Here is a 16,829-nt window from a genome sequence, read left to right as displayed (position 1 = left end):
ACTGTGGCGGCAAAAGCGTTGGTTCTCGTCATTTGTCAAAAAGACATTGACAAATATTGAAATAAGCAGTATATTGATAACTAAACCGTTAAAAATTCCGGTTACTCCATAGGTGGCGCTATGAACATTCTGTCTATCCTATTCCTGGTCAGTCCTTACGCGATCTCCAATTACGCGGTGCTTATTTTCCTCGTGCCGTTTCTTTATACAGCCTATTCCGCCGATGCGCGTAAAAAAACAGGCACCCGCTCCATTATTACAGTTACCGGCGTATCCGCCATGCTGGCGTTTCTGCCGGTTATATTATATAACCCCTTCATCTATATAATGGGTGTTTTTATCATTGCGGCCTTTCTTTTCACGTTTTTTGCGGCGAGCGTATTTCTAATCCATAAGTTTAATAATACTTTTCCGACGGTATTTATCCCGTGCTTTGTATGGACGGGGATGCTTTATGTTTTCAATTTCAAATCGGTGTTGTCGGCGATGTTCGATGTGGGTGTCCTGATCCCGGTATCCGCTCCGGTAATATGGTATACGGGCTCCATAGGGATTACCGCACTGGTGGTTTTATTCAATTCCGCTACGGCGAAATTCATCGCGGATAAAAGCCGCTCGTCGTTCATCTTATCGTGCATTCTGGCCGTGGTTTTTATCGCGTCTTTCGTATTCTCGACGATCAAGGATCCCGGCTATCTGCATGTGACGGGAAAACTCGTGAAAGTTGCGCTCGTCCAGGGCGCTATACCGGGACGGACGTTCTTCGGATATAAAGATAATATCGACGACAGGGTGAGGCGTTATGCCGCGTTGAGCGCGGCGGCGGACGACAGCGTTGACATCGTGATCTGGCCGGAATACACTTTCCCTACGGATATAATAGCCCGCTTTCCAGATAAGGCAAAGCCTCTTTTCGACGAGGTGAAGAGATCCGGGAAAACTTTCATTATAGGCTCCATACGCAACGACCCCGTAAGAAAGGGCGCATATTATGACAGCGCGCTTATTATAGGTCCCGACGGTAATATTAAAGAAACGTACTATTCGTGCAAACCGTTTGTTTTTAATAAACATGTCATGCCCGGGCAATTCAGCGCCAAGCTTTATGCAGATAACGCAGGCCTTGCCATATGCTGGGAGGAATTCAGCCCGGAGATATTCAGGGCCTATGTGAACTCCGGCGCCGAATATTTTATCACCATGCTAAGCGACGTCGACCTGGATCATTCTTGGCTAAAGCGATATGTGACATTCTTCGCCCGTTCTCGCGCGGCCGAGAGTATGCGGTATCTGGGACGGGTGACACAGACCGGTATAACCGAAGTGATAAGCCCGTTCGGTAAAGTCATAAAAGAGATCCCTGCGGACAAAGCGGGGGTTTTGCGGGGCGATATATATAAGGTAAAGGCAAAGACGTTCTATTCGGCGCACGGCGATATTTTGACCAAGCTATTCCTTATCATATTGGCCTTTACATTTTTGATTTACGGAGTTATTATCAGGAAGAAGGCGGCCCATGAATAATAAAAATATTTTATTCAGAGCTATGTGCTTGATCCTATCCTTTACTTTTATGTGGGATCAGATTGCGTTCGCCGCCGACACATTCTCATACAAATACAAATATTCCGCATCCAAATCTCTTCTTCCCGACAATTCTCAAAAATCCCAAAATTATATTGCGCCCGCCTATCTTGTTTATGCGCAGGCCAGGCACGAGGCGGTCATAAGCCAGAAAAACTTAGTCGAGACCCAATCCAATTACACCATCCAGAGCCAACAGCCCGTCCAGAGCGAGTCACTGGTATTGCAGAAGAAACGCTCGAGCTCGGCCGCGGTTTCCGGCAAACAGGTCGCGTACACTCTTACCGATTATGACCCCAGTGGCAAGCCGCAACAGATATACGTCTATACATATACTTCCGGAGGCGCCCTATCGAAGATAGCCTCGTATGACATCCGTGATTTTGCGGAAGCGTCGTGGGCTAATTCGAGCCTTGAGAAGGTGAGCGAAGACGGCGAAAGCTTAGTTATGGCAAGTTACACGGCAGGCGACTATACCCAGTTATCCGATTCGCTCAAAGTAAAAACTATTGTGTATTCCGGCTCATCGGGCAGTGCAAAAATCGAATATATATTATCCGATTATGTCGACGGAACGCCTGAATCTGTCTCTATCTATGAATATGGCTCATCCTCGGCTCTTGCGGAAGTAAATACCTACGATATAACGGCTGTGACGATAGACTTTGAAGCATCGGGTTCTAACGCATGGAAGGGCGATTTGTCTACCGGCGGTTCTTTAGTTTCAAAGGCCATATATGAAGGCTCGTCAGGTGAGGAGAAGGAAGCTTACGCCTTAAGTGACTATGCCGATGGTGTCGCGGGAAGGATCGATTGCTACGATTATAACAGCGACGACGCCATAAGTCAGACGAGAGCGTATAACATAAAAGGTTTGACGCTTTCCGACAGTCTTACAGATCTTAGAGCTAATTCCGAATCCTGCGACCAATACCTAATTTCTAAAACAAACTATACAGGCGCAAAAGGCCATGAAGTAGTAGACAGTGTTTTGACATCGTATTATCTTGATACGTCCACAAATAGTTATAAGGCCGCATACCAGACAAGCTATATCTATAATACCGATGGCCATCTCGAAAAGACCGCTACTTATTATATAAAGGAAGGCGCTTATGTTTTAAGCCAGTGCGCTGAGTATACTGGTTTGAAAGATTATGAGGTAATAACGCTTTCTTATGATTACGCGCCCGATGGCGCGACCATAGCGAGCGTAAGCGTTTATAATTATGATTTAGCCGTAGACGCCGATAATTCGGCGATAGGGGGAGACGGTAATAAGCGCACCCTCGATAAGATTACGGCATATGTTGGGACGAGCGATCCTTATGACTTGACAGGCGCTGTGGTGGAAGGGGTAACTTTTTATAAAGGCTCTGAAGGTAAAGAGCTAAAAACGCATACCTTTACGTTTGATATTACGGCTGGAGCCATTACCGTCCGCACAGATTATAAATATGTGAATAATGCCCTTACCGAGACCGATACATACCGTCTATTAGACTCGAATATAGGATATGATACTGCAAAAGGTGTACTCGTTTCGAATACGCTATACATAGGCAATAAAGGCTATGAAAAAGCCTCCGGCGGTACCAGCTACGATCTCTCAGGCAATATTCTTACCACGACCGCATACCAATATAATGCTAACGGCTCTCTCGGTACTGTAATGACATTTGATCCAAATGGCGTGAAGATATCCCTTAGCGTATATTCAGGTTCCGAAGGGCAGGAGAAGATAACAAATGTAACAAGCTTTGATCTCTCAGGCGATATTCTTACGATCTCGTATTATAGTTATGGAATAGCAAATAATCTCGAGACAACCGTTATATATAACACCGACTGTATAAAGACGTCCGAGACTACATATGATGGAAGGTCGGGCTGTGAAAAAGCTATATCCATCACAGCGTACGATCTTGCGGGGGCTATCCTCACAACCACATTCTATAATTACAATATTGCCGGAACTATCACTTCGACCGTAATTTACGACTCCTTCGGCGCGGTTTCGTCCGAGACTTATTATGCCGGCCCTGCCGGTTATGAGAAAATCTCGTATGCCGTAAGTTTCGATAAGTCGCAAAACGTATTGACGATAATAAGTTATCTTTATGACGTATCCGGAGCCCTTACCAGTACGATGACGGCCGATCCCGATGGTATAATTACGGCCATATCTTTCTACTCCGGCCTATCGGGTTACGAGAAAATCGCGTCGGCCATCAATTTTGATAAGATTGGCAATGTTATTTCGGTAACGAATTATTCCTATAACGCGGCGGGGGCGTTGGAATCTACCGTAACTATAGACGCAGACGGCGTAATCACGTCCGAGACGTCATATTCGGGCCGTAAAGAGGACGAGAAGGTAGCGAGTGTTACTACATATGATAAAACGGGTAACATTCTCGCGCTGACAAAATATGATTACGCCTCGTCCGGCGCTCTTTACTCGACCGTGACTTATGATGCGAACGGTATTATTACATCCGAGTCGGTTTATTCAGGATTATCGAGCAGGGAAAAAGTCTCCACGGTAACAACGCTCGATAAGCTCGGCACTATTCTTACCGTCACAAGTTATTTCTATGGCGTATCCGGCGTTTTGACTGAAGCAGTAACTTGCGATTCGAGCGGTATAGTTTCTTCCGAAACAGATTACTCAGGCCTGGAAAGTCAGGAAAAGATATCTTTAACCACCACTTACGATAAAACCGGTAATATTCTCACCATCACAAGTTACTCTTATGACGCCTCCGGCGCTCTTTTGTCAACGGTTACAAAAGATTCAGGCGGTGTTATCGTGTCTGAATCTGTCTATTCAGGCCTCTCGGGGTGCGAGAAAGTATTAAGCGTTATTACTTTTGATCATATCGGCGGTATACTTACCACAACGGGCTACTCTTATGACGCCTCCGGCGCGCTTGATTCGACAATAACACGCGATGCCGACGGTATAAAAACTTCCGAAACAACATACTCAGGCCTTTCGGATTATGAAAAAACGTCCACAGTCACGAGTTACGATAAATCCGGCAATATCCTTGCCGTCACAAATTATATTTATACGGCCTCCGGCGCGCTTGCCAATACAGTAACCTGCGATGCGGATAGTATCGTTACATCCGAATCGGCTTATTCCGGTCTTTTGGGCGAGGAGAAGGTATCTGTAGTTACATCGTACGATAAATCCGGTACAATTCTTACAAAGACAAATTATGTTTACGCATTCTCAGGCGCTCTTACATCGACGGTAACTTGCGATTCAAGCGGCGTAATTACGTCCGAAGCCTCTTATTCCGGCCTGGAAAACCGGGAGAAGATATCGCAGGTTACGACATTCGACAAGTCCGGAAATATTCTTACGGCTACGGCTTACTCATACGCCTCGTCCGGCGCCCTGATAAACACAATAACGGCTGACGCCGATGGCATAAAGCTTTCCGAAACCGTTTATTCGGGCCTTTCAGGCTACGAGAAAGTCTCTGCGGTAACGACGCTTGATAAGCTCGGCGCTATTCTTACAACCACGAGTTACTCATACGCCTCGTCCGGCGCCCTGATAAACACAATAACGGTTGACGCCGATGGCATAAAGCTTTCCGAAACCGTTTATTCGGGCCTCTCGGGTGCGGAGAAAATAATTTCTTCCGCGACTTTTGATAAAAACGGGAATGTGTTAACCGCTACGGCTTACTCTTATGCGGCCTCCGGCGCTCTTGCGGGCACCGTAACTACTGACTCCGACGGTATTATTATATCCGAATCTACATACTTCGGCCTGTCGAGCGAAGAGAAAATCTCCACCGCAACAACATACGATAAGTCAGGCAGTATTCTCGCGATCACAACTTATTCTTACGCCTCGTCCGGCGCTATTGAGTCGACGATCACAAAAAATAGCGATGGCATCGTTACGTCCGTGACTATTTATTCAGGATTATCCGGCTACGAGAATGTCTCGACCATCACTACTTTCGACAGCCTTGGCGTTATTCTTACAGCGACGTCTTACTCTTATGGCTCTTCCGGAGCTCTTTGCTCGACTGTAACTTGCGATTCAAATGATGTAATTACATCGCAAGTTGTATATTCGGGCCCCTCCGGCGCCGAAAAAATTTCTACGATTGCAACATTCGATAAATCCGGAGTGGCGCTTGCAATTACAAATTATACTTACAACGCCTCCGGCGCCCTGACAAAAACCGCCGCTACCGATGGCTCGGGTGTAGTTACGTCCGAATCCGTTTATTCAGGGCTATCGGGCGAGGAAAAAGTGGTAAGCGTTACCATTTTTGACAAATTGCACGACACTCTTACAATCACAACTTACTCTTATGACGCATCCGGCGCTATCGCGAAAACAGTAACTTCTGATGTTGCCGACACAATTTTATCCGAGACGATCTATCTGGGCTTATCCGGTTATGAGAAAATCTCATATGTTGCCGTATACGACGATAACCATAACATTCTTACGATTACAAATTACTCTTACGATGCCTCCGGCGCGCTGACAAAAAATATAACGAAAGATTCATCCGGTGTTGTTACGTCCGAAACAGTTTATTCAGGGCTATCGGGCGAGGAGAAGGTTTCTACTGTAAAGGCATACGATAAATCGGGCAATATTTTAACGATTGCAACCTACTCTTACGATATCTCAGGAGCTCTTATATCGACAGCCACGAATAATTCCGACGGTATAATCATATCTGAATCAGTTTATTCAGGCCTTTCGGGTTATGAAAAAATCTCGTCGGTAATTTCATACGATAAATCGCATAATGTTTTAACGACCACCTCCTATACATATAATGTAGCCGGGGCGTTTACACTTGCTACGGCTACCGATTCGACCGGCGTTGTTATTTCCGCGACGTCTTACTCCGGCCTTGAGAATCAGGAGAATATAGCGTCTGTTACTACTTTTGACAAAACGGGCAATGTTCTTGCGACGACGAGTTATTCTTACAATTCCTTCGGCGCGCTGATAAAAACGGTAACAGAAGATTCGGGTGGCGTCATTACATCCGAAACGGTTTACTCAGGGCTGTCGGGAGAAGAGAAGGCCTCTACAGTTACGGCTTTTGACGCAACCGGCAATATCCTCACTATTACAAACTATGCTTACGACGCTTCAGGCGCATTAACTCTGACCGTTACGACCGATTCCGGCGGTGTTACTACATCTGAATCCGTTTATTCAGGCCTATCAGGTGAGGAGAAGATCGTAAGCTCAACAACTTTTGATAATCTCGGTAGCATATTAACTACCACAGCTTATTCTTACGCCGCCTCCGGCGCTCTTGCGTCGATTGTAGCCTGCGATTCCGACGGAGTTATTACCTCCAGGAGTTTATATGCCGGACTTTCGGGTGAGGAAAAAGTATCGTCCATCATAACATATGACGCTTCCGACAATGTTCTAACTACTACGATCTACTCCTATGATGACGCCGGTGCTTTATCGAAAACAATAACGAGTGATTCGACGGGTATGATTAAATGCGAATCCGCATACTCGGGGCTATCAGGATATGAAAAAATTTCTACGGTTACAACCTTTGACAATTCCGGCACCGTCGTTACTGCGACCAGCTACATTTATGACGCCTCCGGAGAATTAGCCTCGACCGCTACGGTTGATTCCGACGGTGTAGTTACGTCCGAGTCTGTATATTCCGGACTCTCTGGATTCGAAAAAATCACATCCACGATATCGTTCGATAAATCTCATGATATTGTATCGGTCACTGCTTATACTTACGACGCCTCCGGCGCCCTGATAGCTACTATAACTAAAGACGCGGATGACATTATTACTTCAAGTTCTGTTTATACCGGCCGCGAAGGGGGAGAGAAAGTATCGGGCGTTACTACTTTTGATAAACTGGAAAATGCCCTCTCGACGACAAGTTATTCCTACGATGCCTACGGCGCTCTTGCGGGCACAGTAACTACTGACCCCGACGGTATCATTATATCCGAATCCACATACTCCGGCCTTTCCGGCGAGGAGAAGATAACGTCGTCGACGACTTTTGATAAGCTTCATAATGCTCTTACAGTTACAAACTACTCTTATACAGCCTCCGGCGCTCTTGCCGGGACTGTAACGCGCGATTCGCAAGGCATAATTACCTCCGAAACTCTTTATACAGGATTAACCGGCGAAGAAAAAATTTCATCCGTAACAACTTTCGATAAGCTCTATAATGTTTTAACCCAAACAGATTACACTTACGACCTCTCCGGCGCGCTTATCCTGACTGTTACGACCGATCCCGACGGTATAATTACATCCGAATCCACATATTCGGGCCCTACGGGCTACGAGAAGGCATTGTCGGCTACCTCTTATGATAAGTCCGGCGATATGCTTTCGATGACAAATTACTCTTACAACGCATCGGGCGCTTTGACTAAAACCGTAACTAAAAATTCGAGCGGCGTTATTACATCCGAATCCGTGTATTCAGGCCTATCGGGATACGAGAAAGCTTCCGCAGTCACAACTTTTGACGACGCAGGTAATGCTTTAACGGTCACAACCTATTCGTACGACGGGTCCGGCGCTCTTGTATTGACCGTTACGGTTGACTCTGAGGATGTCGTCGCATCCGTATCTGCGTATTCCGGACTTTCGGGCGAAGAAAAGATCGCAAGCTCCACCACCCTTGATAAACTCGGGGATATATTAACCGCCACAATCTATTCTTATGACGTTTCGGGCGCGTTAACTAAAACTGTAATGAGTAATTCGAGCGGCATTGTTACATCCGAATCGGCTTATTCAGGCCTCTCGGGATGCGAAAAATTAACAAGCGTTGCCACCTTCGACGAGAATTATAACATCGTTGGTGTCACAACCTATACCTACGCTACATCCGGCGCTATAACCGGAACAATAACGAAAGACTCTTTAGGATTTGTAACATCGGTAGGCGAATATTCCGGCCTATCGGGAAGCGAAAAAATAATTTTCACAACAAGCTATAGCGTCGATCCCGACGGTAGTCCATATCTTGATACTATTACCTCGTATACTTACGATGGCGTTACAGGGAGCCTATTACTTACCATCGCCACGGATTCCGACGGCAACATCACATCCGAAACGATTTACAAAGGCCTGTCAGGAGAAGAGAAAGCCGACACCTGCACGAATTATTATAACGGCGCCGTCGATAGTATAACAAATTACGTTTATTCTTTATCCGGCGCTTTGGCGGAAACAATAACATACGATTCGCTCGGCGCAACAAAACTTTCCGAAACATATTTCGCGGGGCTCGCCGGTTTTGAAATAAGCGATTACACGGTAAATTATTATGACGACGGCGCGGTGAAGTCGACAGTATATTATTATTACGGCCCTGATAATTTACGCGCGCCGGATGCGTTTGTCCAGGACGCGCTTACCGCGGCGAAGACGCATGACCAGACGGGCGAGCTTGTGAATATTGCGTATTATGAAGGCTTGAAAGGCGCCGAGGTTATGTTTTTTTCGCAAGCCCATACCACCGCTTCCGATTCCTCCGTGGCGCAGATCGAGTCTACCGTTATATATGAATACGGCGCCGGGTGGACGCTTGCCAAATCGTATACCTACTTTGACGGCGCGGAAGGCTCATCCGATGTGACAGGACTGACTCAAAACTGCATGGCCGAATATTCCGGCGCGAGGGGCCATGAAGAGATTTGCTACATGGAGGGCACGACCTGCCAGTATGCCGGGGAAGATACCGCCGAGTGGGACTATTACGCGAGGACGGATTTTACCTACGACTCCGAAGGCCGGAATACGGGATATATCGAGGCGATATACACGCCCGGTGGTGAATGGGCGTGGGACGCTTCTTCCGGTACGCTCTCCCGGACGACGGAGGTGGCATTTTCGGACTTCGACTCCGACGGCCGTTATAATCGTATGGTGCGTAGTGTCGTAGTCTGGAATGATGCTACGCTCGCGTATGACCGGACAGGCGAGGTCACGACACAGGAAAACTACATTTACGACTCCGACGAGCACCTCGCCTCGTACAATGTGATAACGGTAGTCCCAAACGAGGATACCACGTACAAGGAGGTAACTCTCGACGATTATTCAGGCGATAACGCTTGCGCGATAACCACCTGGGAGCTCGACGAAAACCTTGTCCGGACGGGCGATTATTCCAAACAGAGCGGCATAGTTTACGATAGCCGCGGCCGCATGAAAAGCTATACGCTTACCACGTCGGACGATTCCGCCATAAGCATATCGACCGTTTATGACATCGTTTACGACAAGGACAAAATTATCGAGGACAAGGTGGCCTCCGGTGACGATACGATATTTTTCGGCGAAAATTATTCCCTGCGCACGTATAAATATAATACGAAAGGCGAAGTTGAGACCACCGTCGTGACAAACGGCGACTACACCGCTATCTACGACACCGATAACCGGCTCATATATTTCGAATATTCCGAAAGCTACCAAGCCTTAATTGGTTCCGGCAGTTTATCCGGCGGTGAGGACGAGGCCGCCGGCTCAAGGTCCGGTTCGGCCTCCGCGGCGGATTATTTCAACGACATCATAAGTGTGCTTGAGGCGAGCGAGGCTTATCAGGACATAAACCTATCCGGCGCGACGTCGATAGAATATAATGCCGAGGGCGAGGTTGCAAAAATCACCGACGCCAAAGGCAACGTATTCATTTATTCGGACAACAGGTTCTCGGAGCTACAGGATGGCTCCGGTAATACGATAGCGGCGATAGCCTACACAGACTCTTCCGACGGGGCCTTGAGCGTTTCAGTGTCCAACCTCTCCGACGGCTCGTCCGCGGAGTTTACCTATGACGCGGATTGCCGGCGCGTCCTCGTAGAGGAGACCGATTCTACCGGCGTAGCGACGCGGCTTGAGACGTATTCCTACACTTACACTTCCGACGGTAATGTCTTGACGGTGTCTGTGCATAAGGAGTATTACGAGGACTCGATTGCCGTCGTAGTCGATAGCGTGGAAGGATACGATGAAAACGAAAAGCCGGTCTCGATAGTCACGTATTATCACAAGGCCGACGAGCGTAGTTACGTGTCGAAATGGACATGTTCCTACGATTCGGACGGACACGCGGTCTATTCCACCGATATAAGGTGTGAGGCCGCTTCCTACAGTCTCTTCGACGGCACTGCCGCGCTTTCGCAGAATATCTCCGCGTATATCGATATCTTTTCCGCCGGGGGATATTCGAGCCTTTCATCGGACGACATGAACATATTCGGCGCCGCCGAAGCCGTAATCTACAGCACGACGTGGGCGGCGACTTACGACGAGGAAGGGCGCGTCGCTACAACCGAAACGAGTGAGGACGACTACCAGTATGAGCAGGTGACCGATGTCTGCTCGTCCACCATCCTTACAGTGAATTCGTATGTCAGCAGTCTTAGCACTTCGGCTTCGAACGCATGCGACGGGGACCTGGATACCTACAGTGGATATTACTACAGAGAAAGAGGCGGCTCCGGATATTACTATAACGGCAACTATACCTACTGGACATGGACGTTCACGACGCCCCAGGACATAGTATCATTGTCATGGCTTTTGTACTGTTTCGCCCAGACATGGTCGGGCGCCTCTAATAACTCCGGAGCGTGGGGCGTATATATAACCATAACTTCGGATAGCGGAACAACCGTCTTGGCCGATGAATTCGGCTCCGGCGGCGGCGACTGGTCCGGCGGTTACTCGCAGAATAATACTGTTGTTACTGACTCTGCCGGCTGGACGGGTGTTACTCAGATACAGGTAAGACTCTACGGTCAGGCCAAGAGGGTGGACGACGGCGCCGGAGGCGGTAACGAAGACATCTATCATTACATGTACGAAATGCAGGCCGTTTCCGACGACTACACCGCAGTCAATCTTGTCCACAAGACGAGCCAGACATCGGATTACGTTTACGACGAAAAAAATAACATACTGCAATATACAAAGGTCGATAGTGAGTGTGCCTGGAGCGGCTACTGGGGCGACACCGGCGAGGGCACCGTTACCACCACCACGACCTGGACGGCCACAGGCTACACGGCGAATAAAGTTACCGGCTACACCGAGGTCGCGCATACCGTAAGCTCCGACGGTACTCTCGACTTTACGGTAACTACCACGCGCTCGAATATGGTGTACGAAGGCGGCATTCTCACAGGATACGAGGATGTATCCGTCAGCTCTTCCGCCCCGGATGAGATCACCGACAGCGTTTTCAGTAACGTGGCCTACGACGATTACGGCAGGATAATCGGCTACACCGAAATAACGCGCACCTACGGCACCGACTCTTCTACCTCCGCCGCCATCGATGTCACCACTGCGACAGTGCGATACGACATGACTTACGATGCCAAAGGTAATCTTACCGGCTGGACGGAGGATATTACGGTTCCTACGACGCGTACCGACGTAACCAGCATAACCACTCATAAAGTTACTACCGACGGGACTTACGACGCCTCGGGCAGGATCAAGACTTTCACCGAGACCGATACCGGGCTCGTCGATATCTCCTCCGGCTCCGCGCTGGAATGGCGCGAGATTACCACCCAGCGGACGGCCACGTATTATAATACCGATAGCCTCATCCTGTACGAAAAAGATATAGTCACGACCAAAGATTCGAGCGGCAATACGCTGTCCGCCAAGACCACTATAACCAACGGTATCCAGTATGACTCAAACGGCCGGCAGTGCAGTTACACGACCACGATCGACGGTGCGATTTCGCATGTGGACAGCTCGCGTTATAACGGCTTAGGACAACTTGTAGAAAATTACACCGCGATCGAAAACGGTTACAGTGAAAATCTTTATACATATGACTCTATCGGGAATCTCCTTACTTCGCAAAATCATTACTACTACGACTATTCATACAGCGAGAGCCAGGGCAAGGACTCCACCATTACCGTGCACCAGCACAGTGAGACATGGACGGACTACGATAAATACGGCGCGCAGACCTCCCAGACGAAAAATGAATATGTCAACATGGACGTGGAGTCGGGCTTCTGGGATTCGTTTGGCAGTTGGTTCCAGTCGATAGTAGACGTATTTCTCCAGGCGATCAATGTCATCCCGGGCTTTCAGGGGGTTGGCAGTATCCTGGCCACGGTGTTTGACGCGATAATGTCGATGGCAAACGGTACATTTAGTTGGGTCAATTTCGGTGTTTCGATAGGGTTAGATATTTTGCAAATGAACCATTTCTTTGATAATCTTTTCGCCGCCGCAAAAAAATTACTTCCCGAATCTGTGCAGGGTATTTTCAGTAATCTCATCAATGCCGGGAAATCGGCGACTACCGCGGAAAATTATTGGAACGCTGTATGCAAAGGGCTCATCCAGACGGCTGTGTCGAAGAGCATAGTCATTGCAGGCGACGCCTGTGGTTGGAACACTTTTCTTACCTCGGCGGTCTCATCCTTTGCTTCTATGGCGATAGGTTATGGCTACGATAACGCGATAGGCAAAATAAACCTCGCCGCGGGTAGTGACGTATACATGACGCTCGCCGCCATAGAGTCTGTCTCGATCGCCGCGATCGACTACTACGTCGAGCAGAATCCGTCGGAATTAAATAGCGCGCTCTCGGCTGTCACGAAGAATGTTATAGGCGGGTATTTTGATTATCTGAAAACACCTTCATTACACCAGACCTATAATAGTGATAAATGTCTCGATAGTTATAAGTATCAGGAGACGAGCGAAGAGAGATTTTATAACGACGCCAAAGAAGCGAGTGTGCTCAGGGCTTTCGACTATAATATATACGAGCCCGCGAAAGACTTCTACCTTGATTCGTATGATTTGCGGACATTTGACATTCGGTCGACCTCCGACTTCTATCAGTTAGCGACGGAGCGTAACAGCATATTGCAGGACACATATGCTCAAGCTTACAGCGTTTCGAAAGCGGCATCCGAATACACTTCCGCCGATTTTCTCGAGGAGGCCGCTTCTTCCGTCAGGGCAGGCGATTTTTACAAAAACGCAACCGCCTCCGGCTTCATCTATATGTCCGAAATAGATGCCTCATTCCTCACCGGTAAAGCTCTCGAAGTAGCCCAGGCGCTCGACATAACCTCCGTTACTCTTTTATATAATTCCATCGACGGGGAGTTCTACGTCGTCTTCGACATATCGCAGGACATTGCGACGAAGATAGAAGGAGTGCTCAATATACTCGCTTCCGACCAGGCGCGGGCGAGCTACAACGCCAACTTCTCGCTAAAGGAAGGTGACTACGCCCGCATAGTGATGACAGAGGATGGGCAGAAGGCGTATCTACAGGGTGAGGTGGGATTCGATAGCTTAAAAGGCACTGCAAAAGACTGGGCCGCCATGTCGGGACTTAAATCCGGCGACAGGATTAATATCGAGATGGATTTGAAGACAGGCGAGGTCTATCTCTTCCTCGATGTAAAAGACGCCGAGAAGCTATTGTCGCACTCCGACGGCCGCAAGGATGTCTCAAAGCTCAAAGACGCCATAACGAAAAATATCGCTATCTCTGACGTGAAGAGCCTGCATATCGACGTGAGGATATCCCCCGATTCCTCCTCCGAGATAGTCGGAGCGACGTTCGAAGTGGAAGGCACTACCGCCATCAAAAACGAGGATCTGAAAAAATCCGTAACCGCTTATTTGAATACTAATTTCGCGTTCTTAAAAGACGGTCAATACTCTATCATATTCGCTATAGATATCTCCTCGAGCAAGGTAGATATAGAAGCCATTAAGATAAGCACCGATACGGCCGACATCAAGGCCATAATAAAGGAATTATCCAAAGGCGACCTGCGCCAGTATAAGCTCTCCCAGGCTATCGACGGCCTCGTCAAAATAGCGGGCAGTAATTTAAAAGATTTCAAGATACTGCTCGCGATAGACGGCAAGGGGAATTACGTCATAAACGTAACCGTATTGGCCTCTGTCTTCATGGATTCTCCGGGACTTCTGGCTAAATTAGGTATCAATGAAGCATCCGTCATTGCGAGGAGCGGCGAAGCCGCGACGAAGCAATCTCTCTTTAGCACTACCACATCTATCGGATTCACGATAGATGTCGCTACCGGCGCCTACTCGCTCGACTTAGGCCTCAAGTGCCAGAAGTACCAGTCTATCAGTATATCGATAGGCGAAATCGATATCACGAAGGATTTGAAAGGACGCGTTATAGAGGAAGACATCTACGATAAAACAGGCGAGCTCATTACGATCCGCTCCTACGCTTATTCCGAAGGCTCTCTCTTATCCATAACCGAGACTTATTTTGCCGAGCTTTCCGATGGATCATTCAAATCTTTTAATCTGGTAAAAACCTATCCCGGCCACGAGGCAGACACAGTCCCGGCAAACGATATACGAACCGATGGTAAGGCTATGGCCGCACTCTCCGAACAGATTCTACGCCTGTCTGATCCGGGATACAGCCTCCAGCCCTCCGATATCCCCGAAGAGTTCTGGGCGCTTTCCGTTCCGGGTGTAGGACCGGCTGGTACCGCGGTCTCGGTGCGGGACGCGGTAGGCTCATTCATCGCCTTATCACAGGCGCTATCGAGTATCCGTCCCGATCTTGCGGGGTATGTTTCGACTGCCATTATATCCGATTCGTTAAAAGGGCTTTTGGTAAACTATCTTTCGATGAAGTTTTACATAGCCAAAGGCCTTAATTATATGGCGGAGTCGTTTAAAACGAAACTTGTAGACTATATTAAAACTTCTAACCTTGCCTCGGCCATAACCATGGAGCTTACCGCCGGAGGTGATGCTCCCGTGAGAAAGGCGGCATCGTCATTGGAAGGCTTCTTATCGACGGTGTTTGGTAAAGCCTTATCCTCTGTCATCATACCGGGGTTGTCCCCAAGCGCTTCCGTTATGGACGCGGCCATAGATACGTCGTATAATCTATACATCGCCAACAGGGTGGAATCCGTATCCGATAGCCTGCTTGGGTTTGCCGGTTATAGCTCTCTTCATGACTGGGCGGCAGGTGATTACGACACCGGCCTTGATAACGATTATCTGGGAACCGACTGGGTATTCCCCGGGGTTACGGCGTTAAGCATCGCCGAAAACGATGAGTTCGGCCTGAATAACAAATTTCTCCTGATAGGCCTGGCTGTAGTCATGCCTGCCGCCGGAGAAAAGCTCATGGCCTCGCCTTTATCCAAACTTCTCGGTAAGGCTGATGGAGCGGTTCTCTCAGACGGCGGTAAGCTCTTTACAAAACTTGCCAACCCTTTGCCTGAAGACGGCCTATTCGCTAGGGCAATGAGCGCAAATAACGCAGAAAAGCTTCTTGGCGGAACAGTAAAATTCGCTCGTGAAAATACCCGGAACGAGGCTTTCATCGGCGCATATAAAGATGTGGCCAATGCCATTACTCCCGAAGAGATTGCGACGAGATTCAGTTTATTTAGAGATTTTGAGGCCACAGAGCTTCGCACTAACGTGGATACCGTTATTGTCTTTAGAGGCGCCGAAGACTTAGGTCTTTCAACACCTATAAACGCCGCGGAGCGCGGATTTGGCAATCTTGGTACAGGCAAGACTTTAAGCGGAGCAAGGGAATGGGCTATTGAAAACCTATCCATCCAGGACTTTGAGTTAAAAGGCTTATCTATAGAACATATTTACAGTGTCAATAACAAAGGAGAAAAATTCATATGGGATCTTGTTGCGAAGGAAGACGGGACATATACGGTACTTACGAAGGAGATAGAGAATCAAGGCATAGAGAGTCTGTTGAAGAAGACGAGTTACTCAAGCTCCTCAACCTTATTGCCTGGTCTGGCGACGATAACTTATATCGGTGCAGAGTCTGCGGACAATACTGGCACGACATCCCTCGCCCGGGAGGAAAAGGAGATCTCAGTTACTACCAAAAAACAACTCTCGACGAATTCAAATCTAAATTCCCAGACGCTAAGTTCAAGTGATTCCCTGAAAAGCTATACGCTCGTCTCCTCGTGTTTTACCGGGATTACCCCGGATATGGCAGGCGCCACATTTAAATATTTATTAGGCGATAAGTTTGTAACGCTTGATATCGGTCGAGACCTGAAAATAACCGGCGCTATCCCAGTCGCGAGCCTCGGCCTGACTTTTGATCTCCCTGGTTCAGATAATCTCACTGGTTCTGATAACCTCCTCAGCCCTGATAATCTTCTCAGCTCTGATA

The 16,829-nt window shown here is 48.1% G+C and carries 2 protein-coding genes; both read left to right on the top strand.

Features of this window, described 5'->3' with window-relative positions; translation table 11 throughout:
* Positions 1 to 120 precede the first annotated feature (120 nt).
* Positions 121 to 1,524 carry a hypothetical protein gene (locus tag PHS46_06935; protein MDD3906241.1) on the top strand — a complete coding sequence of 468 codons (1,404 nt, stop codon included), beginning with the start codon at positions 121 to 123 and terminating at the stop codon, positions 1,522 to 1,524.
* Positions 1,517 to 16,829, top strand: a 15,313-nt coding sequence (locus tag PHS46_06930) for a hypothetical protein (GenBank protein ID MDD3906240.1), incomplete at its 3' end; no start/stop codon positions are given. The genes PHS46_06935 and PHS46_06930, both read left to right, overlap by 8 nt.

This window comes from Candidatus Omnitrophota bacterium, from assembly GCA_028699255.1.
Lineage (GTDB): Bacteria > Omnitrophota > Gorgyraeia > 2-01-FULL-45-10 > 2-01-FULL-45-10 > FEN-1322.
Note: the sequence above shows the minus strand (reverse complement) of the source record. Positions and strands in the feature narration are given on the sequence as shown.

Coding starts and splice junctions, on each gene's coding strand:
- PHS46_06935 (MDD3906241.1), top strand. CDS start 121: ATGAACATTCTGTCTATCCTATTCCTGGTCAGTCCTTACGCGATCTCC.